Below are 18,530 nucleotides of genomic sequence, written 5' to 3'. Positions count from 1 at the left end.
CATTGGCCGGATGATCTGTCGTCTCTGGCGGGGTTGGACCACCAAGGAAAACGCGGATGCCTACGAGCGTGTGGTGCGCGGGGAAGTCATTCCCGGCATCGAGGCGCGGCGGATTCCTGGTTTTCTGTCGATTGATCTGATGCGGCGCGAGCGCGAGAACGACGTGGAGTTCGTGACGCTGATGTGGTTCGACGCGCTCTCGTCGATCAAGACGTTCATGGGCGACGACTACGACGTGGCGCACGTGCCGGCAGCGGCGCGGGCGGTGCTTTCGCACTTCGACGAGCGCTCGGCGCACTTCGAGGTGCTCGACCGACGCGCGCAGTAGATGCTCTCCGCGCGGCAGATGTCCGCGGTATTGAGCAAGGTCGCGCGCTTCGTCGAGGGCCGCGATCACCTCGCGGTGACACGGGTGTCGCTGGACGGCGATCCCTTCGCGGTGCTGGCGTCGACCATCATTTCACTGCGCACACGCGACGAAGTGACCGACGTGGTGAGCCCAAAGCTGCTCGCCGTGGCGCCCGACGCGGAGACGATGTCCGAAACGCCAGTGGAGCGCATCGCCGAACTGATTTACCCCGCGGGCTTCTACCGCAACAAGGCGCAGACCCTACGGGACATCGCGCGCACCTTGCTGGAAGAGCACGGAGGGCGCGTCCCCGACACCCTGGAAGGCCTGCTCGAGCTGCGCGGCGTGGGCCGCAAGACCGCGAACCTGGTGCTAACCCTAGGGCATCGCAAGCCGGGCATCTGCGTCGACATCCACGTGCACCGCATCTCGAACCGCCTCGGTTTCGTGCGCACGAAGACCCCAGACGAAACGGAAATGGTGCTCCGCGCGCAGCTTCCGCGCCGCTGGTGGATCCCCATCAACGACATCCTGGTCACCTTCGGCCGCGTCCACTGCACCCCCCTCTCCCCCCACTGCTCCACCTGCCCCGTCGCCAACGTGTGCCACCGCATCGACGTCGGTCGCACCCGCTAACGGCTAGAGAGAATTCACATGAAGGCGGGAAGGCGGGAAGGTTTTTGGGATTCCAATTCGCCCAGTGGACGAATTGGAAACTCCCAAAAAAGCGTTCCGTGCCGGCCACGCCGTAAGTCCTTCCCGCCTTCCCGCCTTCATGTGAATTTCTCGGAGGGTTAAGCGAGTGCAGCGAGTAGACGCGTGACGAAGGGGTTCGCGCGTAGTTCGTCGGGGAGCTCGGCGATTGCTTGGGCGCGCGGGCGGGAGGTGCCGAAGATGGCGGCGTAGGCCTTGGACAGGGCGGCGATGTCCGACTCGGGGAGGCCGCGGCGTTGGAGGCCGACTTTGTTCAGGGCGCGGATGCGGGCGCGGTCGCCTTGGACGACGACGAAGGGGGGGACGTTGCGCTCGCACATGGCGCCGGCGGCGACGAAGGCGGTCTCGCCGACGTGGACGAATTGGGCGACGCCGCTCAAGCCGCCGAAGGTCGCGTAGTCGTCGACCTTGGCGTGGCCCGCGAGCTGGACGCCATTGGCCAAGGTGATGTGCGAACCGAGCACGGTGTCGTGGGCCGCGTGGGCGCCGGCCATGAACAAGTTGTGATGGCCGATCCGGGTGGCCCGGCCCGAAGTGCCGCGATGAATCGTCACGTGCTCGCGAAACACGTTGAAGTCGCCCACCTCGAGCGACCCTGGGGCGCCCGCGTGGCGCTTGTCCTGCGCGACGCTGCCGACGACGGCGAAGGGAAAGAGCACGTTGCCCTCGCCGAGGCGCGACGGCCCCTCGACGATCGCGTGCGACTGCAGCCGCGTACCGCGACCGAGGTGCACCCGCGCGCCCACAACGGCGTAGGGGCCGAGCTCCACGTCTTCCTCGAGCGTGGACTCCGGGTGCACGATGGCCGTGGGGTGGACTTTGGTGCTCATCGCCCTTCCCGATACAGCTTGGCCAGACCGCGGAGCCATCGCATGCGTGGTACCGCAGGATAGCCTGCCACGGTCGCGCCGGCCGGCACATCGCCGATGACACCGCTCTTCGCCGCGATGCGGGCGCCATCGCCCACGCGAACGTGATCGGCAAAGCCCGCTTGGCCGCCGACGCGAACGCCACGCCCCAACGTGACCGATCCCGCAAACCCGGTTTGCGCCGCCACGAGGCAGCCCTCGCCGATGACGCAATTGTGGCCCACGTGCACCTGGGCATCGAGCTTCGTTCCGCGGCGGACCACGGTCGGGGACAAGGTTCCCGCGTCGATGGTCGAAAGCGGCCCGACCCCGACGCCGTCCTCGAGAACCACCCCGCCCAGCTGCGGCACGGCGCACACGCTCCCGTCCGGCCCCTCCGCCCAGCCGAAACCGGGGTGGCCAATCACGGCGTTCGCGCCGATGCTCACGTTCCTTCCAATCCGCACGCCGGGATGAATCACGGCATTCGGCCCGATCACCGAGCCCTCACCCACCTGCGGCTCCGGTCGTGGCGCGGTGCAAAGGCTCAGCACCTGCGCCATGGCCCAATTCGCGTGGGCCTGGACCCAGCGTGGGGCCCGTTCGGGCACGCGTGAGGCCAGCGAGGCCTCGACGAGGAGCACGGCGCCGCGCGCGAGCGCCGCCTCCACCTCTCCCAAACGATCCACGCGAAGCACCGGCGCGAGGTCACCCGCACCGGCGCTTTCGAGGGAAGCGATCGACGTCACCGAGGTGTCCAAACGCACGTCGCCGCCCCATCGGGCGGCGAGCTCGGACAGACGAACGGGGTCGAACCCCAAACCTGACTGCGAAATCGAAGATGGCAGGGGGGTGCTACTTCTTCGGTGCGGGCGCTGCGGGGGCCTTGGGGGCCGCGCCGCCGCCACCGCTGTTGTACGCCTGGATGGCGCGATCGGTCAGGTCCAGATCCGCACGCATGTAGGCGACAGCCTGCTTGTCGACCACGATGTCGAAGCCTTCGGTCGAAGCAATGCGCTTCACGATGGCCATGATCTTCTCGACGATGGGGTCGGTGAACTCCTTCTGCCGCTTCTCCAGGTCCTTGTTGTACTCGACGAACACGGACTGAAGCTCCACCATCGCCTTCTGCCAGTCCTCGACGCGCTTCTGGAAGGCTTCCTTCGAGAGAACCTTCTGCTGCTTTTCGAGGTCTTCACGCTGCTTCTGCAGGTCGTTCTGCTTCTTGTTCAGCTCTTGCTGCTTGCTGTCGAAGATCTTCTTCAAGGACGCCTGGGCGCGCAGGCCGTCTTCGGTCTGCATGACCGCGCGTTGAACGTCGACCACGGCGACCTTCATCTCCGCGCGAGCGTCGAAGCCCAGGAGGAACAGACTGGCCGCGAGCCATGCCGCGAAGACTTGGGGAAACAATTTCATGGGAAACCCGCGTACCCAAGGATAAGCAAGAGGTCAAGGCAGCAAACGCGGGAAGCGCTCGAGGCGACCGGAAACGCGTGAAGTTCCGGTGGCAGGGTAGGGCGTAAACGGCCGGCTACACCCGCACCGGCAAGAACGTCGTACACAGGTCACGGTGGGCAGGGTGGGATACGCAATATTCCCGAGAAATCCCGTCATGTGGCGAGCTTGGCGAGATGGCACGGGGCGTGGATACTAGGAAGCAAACTTTTGGTCCTTGCCGGAGGCACCGTCAAAAATGGATCGTCGTGGTTGGCAAAAGCTGGGTCGACTGTCGGGGGCTGCCTCGTTCGTGGTGGTGCTCGGCACGGTCCTATGGGCAGGCGGCTGTAGCGACTCGGACGCCTATTGCGACGGCTACGGGTGCAGCGGGTCGGGCGGCGGCAACGGGGGCCCCATCGACGCCAGCACCAACACCGACGCGGGCAAAATCGACTCGGGCAAGGACGACGCAGGCTCGCCGCAGTGCGAGTTCCCCGGCGATTGCCCGAACGGGAAATCGTGTGTGAACGGCCAGTGCTTGCCCACCTGCAAGGAAGACGCCGGTAACACCTGCGGCAACGGCTACAAGTGCGTCAAAGGCGTTTGCCAGCCGGAGCCGGGCCAGCCCCAGTGCAACGTGGACAAAGACTGCAGCGAGGCGGGGAACACGCCCAAGTGCCGCGGCGGCCGTTGCGTCCAGGCGTGCGATCCGGCCAACCCCAAGTGCCCCGACGGTCAGGTTTGCGATCAAGGCGGGGCGTGCGTTCCGGATACGGGGCCCAAGCCCAACTGCACGGCGACGGACTTGTCGAAGTGCCGGGCGAACCAGTCATGCGTCAATGGCTTCTGCCGCTACCCCTGCGACAACAGCGAAACGTGCCGCCTGATCGACGCGCGCCTCTCGTACTGCGGCACCGACAAGGTCTGCCACCTGCAGTGCCAGCAGTCGTGCCCGTCGCCGCAAACCTGCATCGACGGCGCCTGCAAGTAAGAGAGGGATCAGGGATTCGGGGTTAGGTCGTGTGTTCTCTCTCCCTAACCCCTAAACCCTAACCCCTCCCCCCTAATCCCTAGAGGGCGCGTCGCACGACGCGTCCGTCTTCTCGACTTGGACCGTGACGTACTCGCAGGAGAACTCCTCGCGGAGCTTCTTGCTCAATCGGCTGGCCAGGGTGGAGAACTCGGGATTGTCGCCGTCGGAACGCACGTGGACGATGAGGGCGTCGTGACCGGCGCCCAAGGTCCACACGTGCATGTCGTGGACTTCGCGCACGCCCGGGAACGTGCGTACGATCGTGCGGACCGCGTCCACCGGTAGGTGCACCGGTGCCGCCTCGAGCAGCACCAAGGTTGCGTCGCGAAGCAATCCGAGGGCGCCCAGCACGAGGATGAGCGCGACGAGGAAGCTCGCCACCGCGTCCACCGCGGGAGGGCCTCCCAGACGGATGATCACGGCGGCCACCAATGCCGCCAGCGAGCCGAGGGCATCGCCGAGCAGGTGCAACCTCGCACCGCGCAGATTGAGGCCATGACCGCTGTCATGGGCATGGTCGTGATGATCGTGACCGTGATGATGGTGCCCGTGCCCGTGGTGGCCGATCACGTCGTGAAGGAGCCACGCGCTCACGCCGTTGACGACGAGCGCGCCCATCGAGACGAGCAGCATGATCGTCGCCGCCGGCGGCTCCCCTACCCCGCGCAGCGACTCGATGGCGTCGTGGACGATTTCGACGGTGACGACCAGCACGAGGAGCGCGTTGAAAATGGCCGCCACGGGCTCGGCGCGGCGCAGCCCGAAGGTAAAACGAGGGGTCGGGCGGCGCACGGCGAGCTTCATCGCGACGATGCTCATCGAGATGGCCAGCACGTCCATCAGCAGATGGAGCGCATCGGCCTTGAGCACTTGGCTTCGCGCCGCGATCGCGCCCGCGAGCTCGAAGACGAAGAAGACGCCGATGATGCCCAACACCAGCCCGAGCCGCTTCGCCTGGCGAGCCTCCGCCGCGGTGAACTTCGCCGCGCCCCGCGAGTGCGATGCCGCAGCGTGCTCCCCGTGCCCATGCCCGTGATGGTCGTGCGGGCCGTGGTGGTGGTGATGTTCGCCGTGATGGTGGTGGTGATCCGAGGCGTGCGAATGGCCCCGGCCCGGCTCGGGGGGCCGTTCTTGCTCAGAAGGTTGATGCGCCATCGGGGTCTGGTTAGACAGCGTTATACAAGAATGTAATCGTCTGTCACCCGGGTCGTCGCGTTGGCAATCACCGCCGTCGTCTCGTCGTCACGCTGAATCGCCGAAAGATAAAGGCTCCCCAAAATGGCCGGGTGGTCCTTGATCAAGGAGATGAAGTCTTCTCGCGGCAGGTGCAGCGTTACGGTTGGATGCACCGCCACGACGTCGGCGACCGCCTTTCGACGCAAAACGAGCGCGACCTCACCGACCACCTCACCCGCCCCCAAGGTCGAGATGACCAGCGGCTCCTCGCCCGGTTCGTAGCCGACGACCGCCACCTCGCCCGAGGCAATGAGGTGCAATCCGGACGCCTCTTCCCCGACCCTGATGAGTTTCTCGCTCTTCTCGAAGACGCATGTCTCGAAGCGCTCCACCAGCGCCGGGCGCGCGTCGGGGTGCACGTCGATGAGCACGCGCGAGGTGCGCACCAGGTTCGCCACCATGCGGCGCCGGCAGTGCGCGGCCAGCTCGATGCCCACGTCGGGCCGCGCCTGGGCCACTTTTTCGAGGGCGTCGCGACGGGCGACGAGCAGAATCGACGGGCGACAGGCCACCACGCTGGCTGCGCGCGGCGTTCGCGACAGGAGCGCCATCTCGCCGAAGAGCGAACCATTGACCAAGCGAGCAAGCGTCACGTCACCGCCGTCGTCCGGCGGGGGCTTGCGCCGCACCTCCAGCTCACCGCGCGCGACGATGTACGCCTCGGCGCCTTCTTCGCCCTCCACGATGACGGACTGCCCCGCGGGCACCGTGATCATCTCGAAGGCCGCAATGAGCGCGCGCAGGCCCTCCATCTCCAGCGCGCTGAAGAACGGGAGCGGCGCGATGGGTGGGAGCTCGCGGCCCTTTTGATAGCGCTCACGCGCGCCGTGCACGATGCTGGTCGCCTTCGACAAGAGCGCGGGGCCGGCGAGAAAAGAACTCATCGGCTGGAAGGTTTCGAAATTTGGCAACGGAGGTGGCGGCGAGGACATGTCCGACAGCCGCGACGAGCCCACGCAAAACGACGCCGCGATCTCGTCGAAGTAGCGATCGACGGTGCGCCCCAGTTGGCGAAGATCGGCCACCGCCGCGACGGCCAGCGGCAAATTGCCCGCGTCGATGGCCTGCTTCACGGCAAGCTCGAGCCCCTCGGTGGCGGCTTCGGTGCGGCCGGCATCGGCCAGCAGACGGCACGTGAGAATGAGCGCGCTCGGCGTGACGTCGTGCTCGACCACGGCGGCCGCCCACCGCAGCGCGGCCTCCCCTTCGTCGGCGAGCATCAGCGCAAGCGCCCGATCGACGGGCGAATCTGTGGTCTGGCTGCCGGGAAGATCCGGGGGTGCCGTTCGCATTTGTTACGAACAGTATACTGAGTTGGCACGGGGAACTGAGCCCGTTTTATTTCACGGAACCGCTGCCGCTTCCGCCGCCACTGGAGCGATCCATGTACTCGGTCATGGCGCTTGCGGTCGCCTCCACCAGGGGGACCACCTTGGGGTAATCCATGCGGGTGGGGCCGATGATTCCAATGGTTCCTACGGTGCGGCCATGGTCCAGGAACGGGGCGCGGACGATGGCGAGCTGGCCACCGCCGAGCTCGCCTGCTTCCTGACCGACCATCACGGTGGGGCCTTTGGCGGTGATGGTCGCGTCGAGCAATCGCACCAAGCGCTCCCGATCGTCGAAGGCGCTGACGAGTTGTTTCATCCCCGCCGCGTCGGCGAACTCGGGCCGGTCGAACAGCTTCGACTGCCCCTCGATGACCACGTCGGCCTCGGTGGGCGGCGTTTCGCTGACCGCGGCCTCGGCGAGCGAGAAGGCGCGCCGGCGCAGTTGGTCCTGCTGGATGCGCTCCGTCGCGAGCTTTCGCGCGAAGAAGTCGCGCAGATCGCCCAGGGTGCGGCCGTCGGTCACGTCGTCGAGCAAGTTGTGAATGCGCGTGAGTTCCGCGTCGCTGACCTGCGCCGTGATGAAGCGGTTTTGCACCGAGCCATTGGACATGACCAGGACGGCCAAAAGCTCGCCCGGGTTGGTGCGCAGAAAGCGCAGCTGCTTCAACGTCAGCGCTTCGAGGCGCGGGCTGACGACGACGGCGACGGCACCGGTCAGCTCGGAGAGAAAACGGCCGGTCTCGCGCATCATGCTGTGGCCCGGCGTCATCTCTTCGAAGCGGGCCCGGATGCGGGCGTGCTCCTCCTGCGAAAGGGCCCGCACTTCCATCAACGCGTCGATGAAGAGACGGAAGGCCCGATCCGTCGGAACGCGGCCGGCGCTGGTGTGAGGCTGCTGCAGGTACCCCGCCTCCTCCAGGTCGGACAGGACGTTGCGAATGCTCGCCGGCGACAGCTCGATGCCGCATTTTTTGGAGAGGGTTCGCGAGCCAACGGGTTCCCCCGTCGCGACGAACTCGGTGATCGCCGCATAGAGGATCTGCTTCGCACGCGCGCTGAGCTCGGACATCGCTGAGCCTCTAGCTTAGCACCCTACCCGGGGAAGTGTACGGCGCACCGCTTCATCACGGTGGGCCGGCGCCCTACGGCGCGTCGCGCAAGGTCGGGCAATTTGGATATCGAGTCCTGTCGTGACGCGGCAGCCGGCCGGAGACCGCGCGATGAAAGGCGATACCGGTGCGCCGGCTTCCAAACGGTCCTCGACGGGAAGAGAGAACCGCCAAGACGCGTCGCCAAGATGGATTGAAGGGCTGAGGGACGGCCGATTCACCAACCGCTTGGCGCTCTTGGCGTCTTGGCGGTTTTCTCTTTTCGCCCGCAGAATGAAGTCCATTCGAGAATCGCGCTCGGCCCTCCAGCCGGCTGTCTCCCCCATGCGAGGCGGCCCCGCCGCCGAGCATTTGGGGGAGACCGCCACGCGCCCGCAGGCGCCCCCGGCGCCGAGGACGCGTGGCGAGTGGGGGCAGCTCATCTCCCCTCTCTTCCCCTCTTCCTCTTTTTCCTAGCTACGGGATGCGGAGGCGCGTGAGTGTCTCTTCGATGTCGGCGGGCGGAGGCTGCTCGAACGACATGGGCTTCTGCGAGGCGGGGTGCACGAAGCCCAATTCGGCGGCGTGCAGCATGAGGCGCGGTGCGGGGAGGGATTCTCCTGCGAAACCGCGGATGTAGACGCGCTCGCCCAGGAGAGGGTGCCCGGCCTCGCTCAGGTGAATCCGAATCTGGTGCGTGCGTCCCGTTTCGAGGCGGCAGGCGACGAGGGTGGCGCCGCGCAGTTTTTCCACGGGTTCGACGTGCGTGATGGCGAGCTGAGGTGAGCTTCCGCCCTTCTCGAGCTGCCCGGGGCGTTGGGTCGAACCACGAAGGCCGTCGCCGCGATCGGCCACGAGGTGGGAACGGAGGGTGCGCGCGGTTCGCAGGTCGCCGTGCACGATGGCGAGGTAACGGCGGCCGATGGTGTGCGCGCGAAACTGGTCGGTAAGGCTCTTCTTCGCGAGCCAGGTGCGCGTGAAGACGATGAGGCCCGACGTCTCTTTGTCGAGGCGATGCACGATGCCCAGCGCGGGACGGCCACCGCTGCGATCCGTTTGCTGGCGCGCGAGGTAGGTGCGGACCTTCGCGTCGAGCGTGTCCGGATCCTCTTCGTCGCCGTACGGGATGGTGCTGATGCCCGCGGGCTTGTTCACCACCACGACGTGGGCGTCGACATGGACGATGCGATGGGCGTCGAGTTCTCCCGGGCGTGGCCGGGGGGCGCTCATGCGCAAAGTGACATCAACCCCCGCCCGCACGCGGCGCGTGGTGTTGGTCACCGTTTGACCATCGAGCTGAACTTTGCCGGTCTCGATGCACGACCGCGCTTTTCCCCAGGTCAGGGAGAAGAGGGTCCGCACGACGGCGTCGAGAGGTTTCCCTGAAAGGTCGTCGGGTACGCGCATCAGGCGGCAAGTCTGTAACGCTTTTTTTTGGGATGGGCGAGGTCCAGGTGCTGTATCGTACGCGTTCGAAGACTCATTCTTCCGGCATCTTCAGGCTTTTTGAGGAGGCAGCACGTGCCCAAGACACTGCTCGCTGTCGATGACAGCGTCACGATGCGTAAGGTTCTCGAGATCACGTTCAGCGGGGAAGATTACCGCGTGATCACCGCCGATGGTCGGAACGGCGCCTTTGCCGCGTTGAACGAAGAACCGCAAGTCGTCGTCATCGACACCGTGCTTTCCAACGAAGATGGCTATGCCCTCGCAAAAGACGTGCGTGCGCGCGTTCCGGCGGCGGCCATCGTGCTGCTCGCGAGCCGGTACAACCCGTACGACGCCGCCCGTGGCAAGGATGCGGGTGCGGACGACTTCATCGATAAGCCCTTCGATACGCAGCAGTTCATCGACAAGGTGAAGAAGGCCCTCGCCGCGAGAGAAGCCGCCGGCGTGCCCGTCGCCGCACCGACGCCGGTGGGCGTGGGCTCGGCCCCTGCGGTTCCTGCGGCCGCCGCCGCACCGCGAGCCCCCGTTGCACCGGCAGCGGCAGCTGCCGCCGCATCGACGGGTGCGGGCGGTCGGCCGTCGCCGCGATCGCCCACGTTGGTCTTCGGCCAGGACGCGCCACCGAATGCCGCGGTTGCCTCGCCCGCGAAGCCGTTTCAGGCCGCGTCGGGGTCTTCGCCCGCCGCACCGGCCGTCGCCGCATCGAGCGGCAGCACCGCGGTCGCCACAGCCGTGAATGGCCATCTGGCCGGCAAGTTGGGCGAGCTCGGACTGAGCCCGCAGCAGGCCGACGCCGTCCTCGCGCTTTCGCGCGACGTGGTGGAGCGCGTGGTGTGGGAAGTCGTTCCGCAGCTCGCCGAGACGCTCATCAAGGAAGAGATCGCGCGTCTGACCCGCGATTGACCGAGTAGGCACCGCTGCCGAGAAGCACCTGCGCGCCGAGGGCGGCAATGAGGAAGGCTACGTACTCCCATCCGCCGCCCGCGTTGCTGAACATCCAGCCATTGGGCGCGTGCACCCGCAGGGCGCCGAACAGCACGGCGATGAGCGCGGCCGCGACGATGCGCGTGCGCAGGCCGAGAAGCAGCGCCACGGCCCCCAGGAGCTCCGCCACCGTAACCGGGTAGGCCGTCCAGCCGGGAAAGCCGTGCGCCGCGAAAAATTGGGCCGTGCCGGGCAAGGTGAAAACGAAGAGCTTCGCGTAGCTATGCCCGAAGAAGACCGCGGCGAGTCCGAGCCGGAGGGCCGTCGTGCCGAGCGCGGAGAGGCGTTCCGAGTTCCAGTTGTTCATGCCGCAAAATGTGATGTGTGCATCCTCGCCCTACGAGAGGGCGAAAATGCATTATCCATGTGCGTGAATGCACAGAGGCAAGCCGGCCCAAAAACCTGCCCAAAAACCTGCCCAGAGACCAGCCCAAAAACCCGACTGGGACGATTTTCGCTTCGTGCTGCGCGTCGCCGAGAAGGGCTCCCTCGCCGCAGGTGCGCGTGCGCTGGGCGTGAACCACACCACGGCGCTGCGTCGCGTGCACGCCTTCGAACGACGGCTCGGGGTGCGATTGTTCGAGCGGCTCCCCCAAGGCTACGTGCTCACGGCCCCGGGCGAAGAGCTCATGCGCACCGCCCAGCAGATGGACGAGATGGCCACCACGGTGGAGCGGCGCATCTCCGGCCGCGACCTGCGGCTCACCGGCAGCGTGCGCGTCACCACGACGGACTCGCTCGCGGTCTCCATCGTGCCAGGCCACCTGGCCGCCTTTCGCGCGAAGCACCCCGACGTGCACCTGGAGCTCACCACGTCGAACGCCGTGCTGAGCTTGAGCAAACGCGACGCGGACGTGGCCATCCGCCCGAGCGGCCGACCGCCGGAAAACGCTAACCTGGTCGGGCGACGCATCGCCGAGATCGCCTTTGCGCTGTACGCGGCGCCGTCGTACCTCGCCGAGCACCGCACCCGCGACCTGACCCGGCACCTCTGGATCGCACCGGATGACAGCCTCGCGCAAACCGCCGTGGCCGAGTGGATGGCCAGCGAACTTCCGCACGCCCCCGTCGCCCTGCGCGCCGACTCGTTCGTGGCGATGCGCACGGCTGCGGCGGCCGGCTTGGGCGTCGTCGCCCTCCCCTGCTACTTGGGCGATCTCGAACCTAGACTCGAGCGTATGCGCGGTCCCGTCGCCAACCTCACCAGCGAACTCTGGCTGCTGACGCACGAAGACTTGCGCGGCACGGCACGCATCCGCGCCTTCACCGAGTTCATGGGCACTGCTCTTACCAGGGAGCACCGCGCCTTGATCCAAGGTCGCGGCCGCACGTAGCGATGCTGTTGAACTCGAACGAATCCTGCATCACTATGGCCTGCTGACCGAGGTGTCCCATGCATGGAATGCTCGACGCAGAGCGCATCGTTGCCGAACCTGGATACAGCCGATGGCTGATTCCGCCGGCTGCCCTCGCCATTCATTTGAGCATCGGGCAAGTCTACGCCTTCAGCGTTTTCAAGCGCCCATTGCAAGCCCACTTCGGCACCAGCCTGACGGCCATCGCTTGGGTCTTCAGCATCGCCATCGTGATGCTTGGCCTGTCGGCGGCCTTCTTGGGCACGTGGGTCGAGCGCAATGGTCCGCGCAAGGCGATGTTCACCTCCGCATGCTGTTGGGCTAGCGGCTTCGTCATCGGCTCCATCGGCATCGCGACACGGCAGCTATGGCTCTTGTACCTCGGCTACGGCGTCGTCGGAGGCATCGGCCTCGGCGTGGGGTACATCTCGCCGGTCTCCACGCTCATCAAATGGTTTCCCGATCGGCCGGGCCTCGCGACCGGCATGGCGATCATGGGCTTCGGTGGCGGCGCCCTCATTGCCTCGCCGCTCTCCGTGCGGCTGATGCAAGCCTTCGATCCGGCGGTGGCCGCCAGCCCCACCGCGATTGCCTCGGGCGCAGCCGTGATGAAGACGTTCCTCGTGCTGGGCGTCGCCTACTTCGGCGTGATGATGTTCGGCGTCCTCAACGTGCGCCTTCCACCGGGCACGCGCGTCGCCCATCCCAGGGACAAGCAGGGCAACTCCTTGGCGAAGTACACGCCGCTGCAGACGGGCGTGAACATCTCCGCCGCGAACGCGATCCGCACGCCGCAATTCTGGATGCTCTGGGTGGTGCTCTTCTGCAACGTGACCGCGGGCATCGGCATACTCGAGCAGGCCGCGCCGATGATTCAGGACTTCTTCCGCGCGCCGTCTTCGCCAACCACGGCCGGAGGCGGTGCCCCCGCATCGAGCGTCTCGGCGGCGGTCGCCGGCGGCTTCGTGGGCCTTCTTTCGATGTGCAACATGGCGGGGCGGTTCATCTGGTCTTCCACGTCGGACCTGGTCGGCCGCAAGCGTATTTACATTCTCTACCTCGGGCTGGGCATGGTGCTCTATGCACTGCTCGCCTCCGTCGGGGCGCACTCGACGGCTTTGTTCGCCACACTCGCCGGCGTCATCCTCTCGTTCTACGGCGGCGGTTTTGCCACCATTCCGGCCTACCTGAAGGACCTCTTCGGCACGTTCCAAGTCGGGGCCATCCACGGTCGCCTGCTTACGGCGTGGTCATGCGCCGGTGTGGCGGGACCGCTCATTGTGAACGCCATCATCGAGGGTCGAGGCAAGCCGGGCGCGCTCACCGCGCAGGATTACCAGCCTGCGCTTTTCGTCATGGTGGGTATTCTCGCCGTTGGCTTCGTGGCCAACCTTTTCGTCCGCCCCGTTCACGGGCGCTACTACGAAGGCACCGAACCCGCGCCGGTGTCGGCCCCGGTTCGATTCAAGAAGGTGGGACCATGAGCACGGCATCCGTCCGCGCCAATCCCGGGAATGGGCAAATTGCGCGCGCACGCCTGGTAATATCGTGGCTTCTGGTGGGCATTCCGCTCGCGTACGGCGTCTACGAAACGCTCCTGAAAGCGTCGAAGCTTTTTACGGGTTAGCGTCGCGACGGGTTAGCGTCGCGCTGGCGCCTAACGCAAAAGTCGATTGAACGTGGCAGATCGACGATTGCCTCGCAGTCGAACAGCGGCAGCGGGACAACCCCGGCGGGGCCGGCGCCTTAGTCCGTCTCCAAGGAGAGGATCGCCAGGCGGAGTGGCGATCCTGGCGTTCAGCCCCGACACGTCGCGCCGGTTCCGCCGGTTTCCTCTCGCTGCCGCGGTCCCAGCACCAGGCAAGTTCGAGCCTGATACATTCAATCGACCGTTGCCTTAGTTCGCGATGCGAAAGGTGCCGCTGTCTTTCCCGCGGTCGACGCATGTGTCGCACTTGGGAACGTCCTCGCGCAGCTCCACATCGAGCACGAAGCGCGAGGCCCGGCGACCGCATTCGTTGCACCGACGATCGCACGCGCAGCGATGTTCGAACGACGTGCGCGCATTGAACGATTCGCCGCAGCGGGAGCACGTTTGAATCTCGTATGCTCTGACCCTCATTGCGCCCCTCTTCGATCGTTCTGATGCAACGCGCACATTTCGCGGCACCGGTGCACGTGCAAATTTTTCCGAGTCAAGCGCCGCGAAGCTAAGCCGAAAGACGCGTGGGGAGTTCGGTAACCAGATGGTTCCCAAAGGCGCGCACGCGTGGTGCCACGAAAGCGCGCGTTGGCTGGACGGCGAAGACGGACGTGCGATGTGGGATCGCATTTGGAAACACTTCGACAATCTGGCCGGCCGCAAGATCGCGTTCGACGAGAAACGTGGGAAGACGCGCGATGCCCAGGCCTGCAAGCGCCACGCGATGAAGGGCTACGACGCTGGATGAGACGAGCGGGCCACGCACGTCGACCTCGACCTCGCGTTTGCGAAGGCGGATCTGCCAGCGGCCACGGCGTTCGTCGTGCGCGAGCTCGAGGCAGTCGTGGCCGGTGAGATCCTCCGGACGCGTCGGCATGCCCCGCGCGCTCACATAAGCTGGGCTCGCGAAATAACGCCACGACAGGGTACCGATGCGGCGTGCGGTGAGCCCGCTCTCGGGCAACTCGGCGGCGACGCGGATGGCCAGGTCGAAGACCTCGCCGACGAGATCGACGAAGCGATCGGTGAGCTCTAGGTCGATCCGCACGCGGGGGTGCGCTTTGAGAAAGTCCGCCACGATGGGCGCCACGATCTCTTGCCCAAGCAACGAAGGCGCACTCACCCGGATCGGACCGGCCAGGGCCGTTTCTTCCGACTGCACGTCGGCCTCGGCGCTTTCGAGCGCCTCGATGACCCTTCGCGCGTGGGCGCGGTAACGCTCCCCCGCCGCCGTCGCCCGCAACGTGCGCGTGGTCCGTTGAAGCAGGCGCACGCCGAGACGCGCCTCGAGCTTCGCCAGCTGCTTGCTCACCGCCGACGGCGTCACGCGCAGGGCTCGCGCCGCCGCCGCGAGGGTCCCTCCGTTCGCGATCGCGAGGAAGACTTCCATGTTCCAGAGGGCTTCGCGATCCATCATCGAGATTGTTGCCTCATGGGCACGAGTATAGTTCCAACTCACGCCTTTCAGGAACGCCTCCGGGGCCGTACATCGAGGCCATGAAACACGGTTTCCTCGCTTCGCTCCTCGCGCTCGCGGGATGCGCCTCGTCGGCCCCTCGAACGCTCACCCCGGCCGCCGGCCCGGTCCCCAAGGTGACGACCATCGATCGCGCCGTCTCGCCCGATCGGGCGCGTGCCGCCGTCGATGCCGCGGGCTTCTTCTACGCTTTTTGGGACACGGGCGATGTCACCTACGCGGACCGCGCACTGGCATCGTCGTTCGTGGACCACACGCTGCCGCGCGGAAGGCCGCAGGGGCCCGAGGGCGTGAAGTTCGCCTCGAAGGGATTCCGCATGGCGGTGCCGGATCTGCGGTGCAGCATCGAGGACCTCATGGTCGTGGGCAACGAGGTGGTGGCGCGCCTCGTGTTCACCGGCACGCACACGGGTCCTTTCATGGACAAGCCCCCGACGGGAAAGGCGATTCGCTTCAACGCCATCGACATTCTGCACGTGGAGCAGGGCAAGATCGTCGAGGACTGGCACATCGAGGACAACGTCGAACTTCTGCGCCAACTGGGCGCGCTCTAACCGGCCCCGGGCCCCGGCCTTCGGCGGCTTCAGCGGTGAATCCGCGCCTTCCGCAAGGCCGAACGGCCCGAGATTCCTCGGGATGTCCGGCTCCCGCGCTTCGTGGTAATCCCTCTGCGCATGAGCGAGGAGCTGAAGTCCCCGGATTTGAGCAAAGGCTACGATCCGGCGGAGGTCGAGGGGCGCTGGTACTCTTTTTGGGAGAAGAACGGCGTTTTCAAGGCGACCGACGACCCGGCGGACACCCGACCGGCGTACGTCGTCCCCATGCCGCCGCCCAATGTGACGGGCTCGCTTCATATGGGCCACGCTCAACGATGCACCCTCGAGGATGCCCTGGTTCGCTGGAACCGCATGCGGGGCTACAACACGCTCTGGCAGCCGGGGATGGACCACGCGGGCATTGCCACGCAAACCGTGGTCGAGCGGCAGCTGCAGCGTGAAGGGAAAAGCCGGCACGACCTGGGACGCGAGGCCTTCGAACAGCGCATCTGGCAATGGAAGGCCGAGAGCGGCGGGCGCATTGCCATTCAGCAGCGCGAGCTCGGGGCCTCGCCCGATTGGGACCGGTCCAAGTTCACCATGGATGCGGATATGGGCCGCGCCGTGCGGGAGGCGTTCGTGCGTCTGCACGAAGAAGGCCTCATGTACCGCGCCACGCGCCTCATCAATTGGTGCCCCGAGTGCCAGACGGCCCTGAGCGATCTCGAGGTGGAGACCGAAGAGGGCGCCCAGGGAGAGCTGTTCCAATTCGCCTACCGCGTCGAGGGCGAAAACGAGGAGATCGTCGTCGCCACGACGCGCCCCGAGACGATGCTCGGCGACACGGCGGTGGCCGTGCACCCGGCCGATCCGCGCTACACGCACCTGCACGGCAAGCGGCTCGAGCACCCGTTCCTGCTGCGCACCGTGCCGGTCATCACCGACGAGATTCTCGTCGATCCCAAGTTCGGCACCGGCGCCGTGAAGGTGACCCCGGCGCACGACTTCAACGACTTTGCCACGGGCAAGCGGCATCGCCTCGAGGAGATCAACATCTTCAACCTCGACGGCACGTTGAACGACAAGGCCGGCCCCTTCGCGGGGATGGACCGCAAGAAGGCCCGCAACGCCGTGAAGAAGGCCCTCGATGAAAAGGGGCTCGCACGCGGGTCGAAGCCGCACGTGCTCACCCTTCCGAAGTGTCAGCGCTCGGGCGGCGTGGTCGAGCCGATGATCTCCACGCAATGGTTCCTCAAGATGGAGGGCATGGCGAAGGCCGCGCTGGAGGCCGTGCACGGCACCGAGACGACGCCGCCGAAGACGGAGATCATCCCCGCGGAATGGGTCAAGACGTACGACCATTTCTTGGAGAACATCCAGGACTGGTGCGTGTCGCGTCAGCTCTGGTGGGGCCACCAGATCCCCGCATGGCACGGCCCGAATGGGCAGATTCGCGTCGCGCGCGAGCGGCCGCCGGAGTGCACGCCCGAGGCCGGGTGGACGCAGGATCCCGACGTGCTCGATACGTGGTTCTCCTCGGCGCTATGGCCGTTCTCGACATTGGGTTGGCCCGACGCAACCCCGGCGCTGAAGAAGTTCTACCCGGCGAGCGATCTCGAGACGGGCTACGACATTTTGTTCTTCTGGGTCGCCCGCATGATGATGTTCGGGCTCCACTTCATGAAAGAGGTGCCCTTCAAGCGGGTGCTTCTGTCAGGGCTCATCGTCGACGAGACCGGCGAAAAGATGAGCAAGGTGAAGGGCAACGTCATCGACCCGCTGGATTTGATCCACGGCGCGGACTTCTCCGAGGTGGTGAAGAAGACGCTGCCCGGTGCGCCGGAGCAGGAGGCGCTCACCAAGTTCAAAAAGGCGTATCCGTCGTCGGCGCAGATGGGCAAAGGCTTCCCGCCGTTCGGCGCGGACGCATTGCGCTTTACCTTGGCCACGTTCCCGCCGACGAACAAGCGAATCAATTTGGCGCTCAAGCGGCTCGAGGGATATCGCTTCTTCGTCAACAAGATTTGGAATGCGACCCGCTTCTCGCTCGACAACTTGAAGGGGCTCGAGCGCGTGCCGGAAGGGACGCCGCAGCCGAAAGGCTTTTACAATCGGTACATTCTGTCGCGGCTGGCGCAGGCGGCGAACGTGTCCAATCGTGGAATCGAAGGGTTCCGAATCGATGAAGCCGCCAATGAGGTCTATCGGTTTTTCTGGAATGACTTCTGCGATTGGTACGTCGAATTGACGAAGATCGTGTTCCATCCCCCCCACCCCGGCCCTCCTCCGGAGGGGGAGGGAGCCCTGGTGGAAGAGACGCGCGTTGTTTTGGCGCACGTGCTCGAGAGCTCGCTGCGGCTGATGCATCCGCTCATGCCGTTCGTCACCGAGGAGCTCTGGCAGCGTGTCCCCAAGCCGGCATCGCGGCCGGTGTCGGTGGCGCTGGCGCCCTTCCCCACCGAGGCCGATGGACGCATCGACGAAGGGGTCGAGCGCGAGATGGCGCTGGTGCAGGCCATCATCGGCGCGGCCCGCACCGTGCGCAGCGAGCACGAGATCAAGCCCGGCGAGAAGGTGCCCGTCTGGCTGCGCGCCACGCAGGCGCAGGCGGACACGATTTTGCGGCACGTGCCGGCGATCCGCACCTTGGTGAAGACGGCGGACGACCCGAAGATCCTCGGCCTCGAGGATGCGCGCGAGGCCGGAACGGTGGTCACCGTGGTGCCGAGTGAGTTCGGCACCGTGGAGGTGCTCGTCGGACTGCGCGGCCTCGTGCCCAAGGACAAGGAGCTCGCGCGCATCGATCGCGAGATCAAGCGCATCGACAAGGACCTCGCGGGACTCGACAAGAGGCTGCAATCGAGCGGCTTCGTCGATCGCGCGCCGAAAGAGGTGGTCGAGGAAGCGCACGCCCAGCGCAAGGCCATGGCCGAAGCGCGCGAGCGCCTCGTGGCCTCGCGCACTCTGGCCGACGAGCTCGAGGGATAAGCC

General features: G+C 66.2%; 19 protein-coding genes. 9 read left to right on the top strand and 10 right to left on the bottom strand.

Going from position 1 to position 18,530, the window contains the following annotated elements:
• Nucleotides 1–10 precede the first annotated feature (10 nt).
• Both LVJ94_10725 and LVJ94_10720 read left to right on the top strand, forming a co-directional pair.
• A complete protein-coding gene (locus tag LVJ94_10725) occupies nt 11–328 on the top strand; it encodes a hypothetical protein (GenBank protein ID WXB07705.1) in 318 nt (105 codons plus the stop codon).
• On the top strand, nt 329–985 hold the full coding sequence (locus tag LVJ94_10720) for an endonuclease III (GenBank protein WXB07704.1): 657 nt from the start codon (nt 329–331) through the stop codon (nt 983–985).
• A gap of 158 nt (nt 986–1,143) precedes the next feature.
• Here the strand turns inward: LVJ94_10720 and lpxA are convergent, their stop codons facing one another.
• Genes lpxA through LVJ94_10705 form a run of 3 tightly spaced genes read right to left on the bottom strand, consistent with a single transcriptional unit; the run spans nt 1,144 to nt 3,327 of the window.
• Nucleotides 1,144–1,893, bottom strand: coding sequence for an acyl-ACP--UDP-N-acetylglucosamine O-acyltransferase (lpxA, locus tag LVJ94_10715; GenBank protein ID WXB07703.1), 750 nt, complete (start codon nt 1,891–1,893; stop codon nt 1,144–1,146).
• Nucleotides 1,890–2,732: a hypothetical protein gene (locus tag LVJ94_10710; GenBank protein ID WXB07702.1), complete on the bottom strand. Its 843-nt coding sequence runs from the start codon at nt 2,730–2,732 to the stop codon at nt 1,890–1,892. The genes lpxA and LVJ94_10710 overlap by 4 nt, the downstream gene beginning before the upstream one ends.
• A 34-nt stretch (nt 2,733–2,766) precedes the next feature.
• Nucleotides 2,767–3,327 carry an OmpH family outer membrane protein gene (locus LVJ94_10705; GenBank protein ID WXB07701.1) on the bottom strand — a complete coding sequence of 187 codons (561 nt, stop codon included), beginning with the start codon at nt 3,325–3,327 and terminating at the stop codon, nt 2,767–2,769.
• A gap of 277 nt (nt 3,328–3,604) precedes the next feature.
• Here LVJ94_10705 and LVJ94_10700 point away from each other — a divergent pair, with 277 nt between their 5' ends.
• A complete protein-coding gene (locus LVJ94_10700; GenBank protein WXB07700.1) occupies nt 3,605–4,339 on the top strand; it encodes a hypothetical protein in 735 nt (244 codons plus the stop codon).
• A 72-nt stretch (nt 4,340–4,411) separates the two neighbouring features.
• On the opposite strand, the gene LVJ94_10695 is transcribed toward LVJ94_10700, so the two are convergent.
• The 4 genes from LVJ94_10695 to LVJ94_10680 all read right to left on the bottom strand — a co-directional run bounded on the left by LVJ94_10695 (nt 4,412) and on the right by LVJ94_10680 (nt 9,443).
• Nucleotides 4,412–5,536 (bottom strand): cation diffusion facilitator family transporter, encoded by a 1,125-nt coding sequence (locus LVJ94_10695; protein ID WXB07699.1) that lies wholly within the window; start codon nt 5,534–5,536, stop codon nt 4,412–4,414.
• Between the two features lie 20 nt (nt 5,537–5,556).
• The gene (locus LVJ94_10690) at nt 5,557–6,909 is read right to left on the bottom strand and encodes a cyclic nucleotide-binding domain-containing protein (protein ID WXB07698.1); all 1,353 of its coding nucleotides are present in this window, start codon (nt 6,907–6,909) and stop codon (nt 5,557–5,559) included.
• A 46-nt stretch (nt 6,910–6,955) separates the two neighbouring features.
• On the bottom strand, nt 6,956–8,017 hold the full coding sequence (gene hrcA, locus LVJ94_10685) for a heat-inducible transcriptional repressor HrcA (protein ID WXB07697.1): 1,062 nt from the start codon (nt 8,015–8,017) through the stop codon (nt 6,956–6,958).
• A gap of 496 nt (nt 8,018–8,513) precedes the next feature.
• Nucleotides 8,514–9,443, bottom strand: coding sequence for an RluA family pseudouridine synthase (locus tag LVJ94_10680; GenBank protein WXB07696.1), 930 nt, complete (start codon nt 9,441–9,443; stop codon nt 8,514–8,516).
• A gap of 114 nt (nt 9,444–9,557) precedes the next feature.
• Here LVJ94_10680 and LVJ94_10675 point away from each other — a divergent pair, with 114 nt between their 5' ends.
• The gene (locus LVJ94_10675) at nt 9,558–10,388 is read left to right on the top strand and encodes a response regulator (protein WXB07695.1); all 831 of its coding nucleotides are present in this window, start codon (nt 9,558–9,560) and stop codon (nt 10,386–10,388) included.
• Here the strand turns inward: LVJ94_10675 and LVJ94_10670 are convergent.
• Nucleotides 10,354–10,776, bottom strand: a complete 423-nt coding sequence (locus LVJ94_10670; protein ID WXB07694.1) for a DoxX family protein — start codon at nt 10,774–10,776, stop codon at nt 10,354–10,356. The two genes, LVJ94_10675 and LVJ94_10670, sit on opposite strands and share 35 nt — an antisense overlap.
• A gap of 154 nt (nt 10,777–10,930) precedes the next feature.
• On the opposite strand from LVJ94_10670, the gene LVJ94_10665 reads away from it, so the two are divergent.
• Genes LVJ94_10665 through LVJ94_10655 form a run of 3 tightly spaced genes read left to right on the top strand, consistent with a single transcriptional unit; the run spans nt 10,931 to nt 13,451 of the window.
• Nucleotides 10,931–11,803, top strand: a complete 873-nt coding sequence (locus tag LVJ94_10665) for a LysR family transcriptional regulator (protein WXB07693.1) — start codon at nt 10,931–10,933, stop codon at nt 11,801–11,803.
• 59 nt (nt 11,804–11,862) lie between these two features.
• Nucleotides 11,863–13,308: an OFA family MFS transporter gene (locus tag LVJ94_10660; GenBank protein ID WXB07692.1), complete on the top strand. Its 1,446-nt coding sequence runs from the start codon at nt 11,863–11,865 to the stop codon at nt 13,306–13,308.
• On the top strand, nt 13,305–13,451 hold the full coding sequence (locus tag LVJ94_10655; protein WXB07691.1) for a hypothetical protein: 147 nt from the start codon (nt 13,305–13,307) through the stop codon (nt 13,449–13,451). Before LVJ94_10660 ends, LVJ94_10655 begins: the two co-directional genes overlap by 4 nt.
• A gap of 270 nt (nt 13,452–13,721) precedes the next feature.
• Here LVJ94_10655 and LVJ94_10650 read toward each other — a convergent pair whose 3' ends face one another.
• Both LVJ94_10650 and LVJ94_10645 read right to left on the bottom strand, forming a co-directional pair.
• On the bottom strand, nt 13,722–13,946 hold the full coding sequence (locus tag LVJ94_10650) for a hypothetical protein (protein WXB07690.1): 225 nt from the start codon (nt 13,944–13,946) through the stop codon (nt 13,722–13,724).
• Nucleotides 13,947–14,034: 88 nt separating this feature from the next.
• The gene (locus tag LVJ94_10645; GenBank protein ID WXB07689.1) at nt 14,035–14,943 is read right to left on the bottom strand and encodes a LysR substrate-binding domain-containing protein; all 909 of its coding nucleotides are present in this window, start codon (nt 14,941–14,943) and stop codon (nt 14,035–14,037) included.
• Between the two features lie 80 nt (nt 14,944–15,023).
• On the opposite strand from LVJ94_10645, the gene LVJ94_10640 reads away from it, so the two are divergent.
• A complete protein-coding gene (locus LVJ94_10640; GenBank protein ID WXB07688.1) occupies nt 15,024–15,557 on the top strand; it encodes an ester cyclase in 534 nt (177 codons plus the stop codon).
• Between the two features lie 120 nt (nt 15,558–15,677).
• The gene (locus LVJ94_10635; GenBank protein WXB07687.1) at nt 15,678–18,527 is read left to right on the top strand and encodes a valine--tRNA ligase; all 2,850 of its coding nucleotides are present in this window, start codon (nt 15,678–15,680) and stop codon (nt 18,525–18,527) included.
• Nucleotides 18,528–18,530: the final 3 nt, after the last annotated feature.

This window comes from Sorangiineae bacterium MSr11367 (genome assembly GCA_037157805.1).
Lineage (GTDB): Bacteria > Myxococcota_A > Polyangia > Polyangiales > Polyangiaceae > Pendulispora > Pendulispora rubella.
This window is presented reverse-complemented; position numbering and strand designations above follow the sequence as displayed.

What these genes read in the sequence shown, in the direction of transcription:
- LVJ94_10720 (WXB07704.1), top strand. Translation starts at nt 329, where the DNA reads ATGCTCTCCGCGCGGCAGATGTCCGCGGTATTGAGCAAGGTCGCGCGC.
- LVJ94_10640 (WXB07688.1), top strand. Translation starts at nt 15,024, where the DNA reads ATGAAACACGGTTTCCTCGCTTCGCTCCTCGCGCTCGCGGGATGCGCC.
- LVJ94_10725 (WXB07705.1), top strand. Translation starts at nt 11, where the DNA reads ATGATCTGTCGTCTCTGGCGGGGTTGGACCACCAAGGAAAACGCGGAT.
- LVJ94_10655 (WXB07691.1), top strand. Translation starts at nt 13,305, where the DNA reads ATGAGCACGGCATCCGTCCGCGCCAATCCCGGGAATGGGCAAATTGCG.
- LVJ94_10635 (WXB07687.1), top strand. Translation starts at nt 15,678, where the DNA reads ATGAGCGAGGAGCTGAAGTCCCCGGATTTGAGCAAAGGCTACGATCCG.
- LVJ94_10695 (WXB07699.1), bottom strand. Translation starts at nt 5,536, where the DNA reads ATGGCGCATCAACCTTCTGAGCAAGAACGGCCCCCCGAGCCGGGCCGG.
- LVJ94_10670 (WXB07694.1), bottom strand. Translation starts at nt 10,776, where the DNA reads ATGAACAACTGGAACTCGGAACGCCTCTCCGCGCTCGGCACGACGGCC.
- lpxA (WXB07703.1), bottom strand. Translation starts at nt 1,893, where the DNA reads ATGAGCACCAAAGTCCACCCCACGGCCATCGTGCACCCGGAGTCCACG.
- LVJ94_10680 (WXB07696.1), bottom strand. Translation starts at nt 9,443, where the DNA reads ATGCGCGTACCCGACGACCTTTCAGGGAAACCTCTCGACGCCGTCGTG.
- hrcA (WXB07697.1), bottom strand. Translation starts at nt 8,017, where the DNA reads ATGTCCGAGCTCAGCGCGCGTGCGAAGCAGATCCTCTATGCGGCGATC.
- LVJ94_10660 (WXB07692.1), top strand. Translation starts at nt 11,863, where the DNA reads ATGCATGGAATGCTCGACGCAGAGCGCATCGTTGCCGAACCTGGATAC.
- LVJ94_10645 (WXB07689.1), bottom strand. Translation starts at nt 14,943, where the DNA reads ATGATGGATCGCGAAGCCCTCTGGAACATGGAAGTCTTCCTCGCGATC.
- LVJ94_10650 (WXB07690.1), bottom strand. Translation starts at nt 13,946, where the DNA reads ATGAGGGTCAGAGCATACGAGATTCAAACGTGCTCCCGCTGCGGCGAA.
- LVJ94_10705 (WXB07701.1), bottom strand. Translation starts at nt 3,327, where the DNA reads ATGAAATTGTTTCCCCAAGTCTTCGCGGCATGGCTCGCGGCCAGTCTG.
- LVJ94_10700 (WXB07700.1), top strand. Translation starts at nt 3,605, where the DNA reads ATGGATCGTCGTGGTTGGCAAAAGCTGGGTCGACTGTCGGGGGCTGCC.
- LVJ94_10690 (WXB07698.1), bottom strand. Translation starts at nt 6,909, where the DNA reads ATGCGAACGGCACCCCCGGATCTTCCCGGCAGCCAGACCACAGATTCG.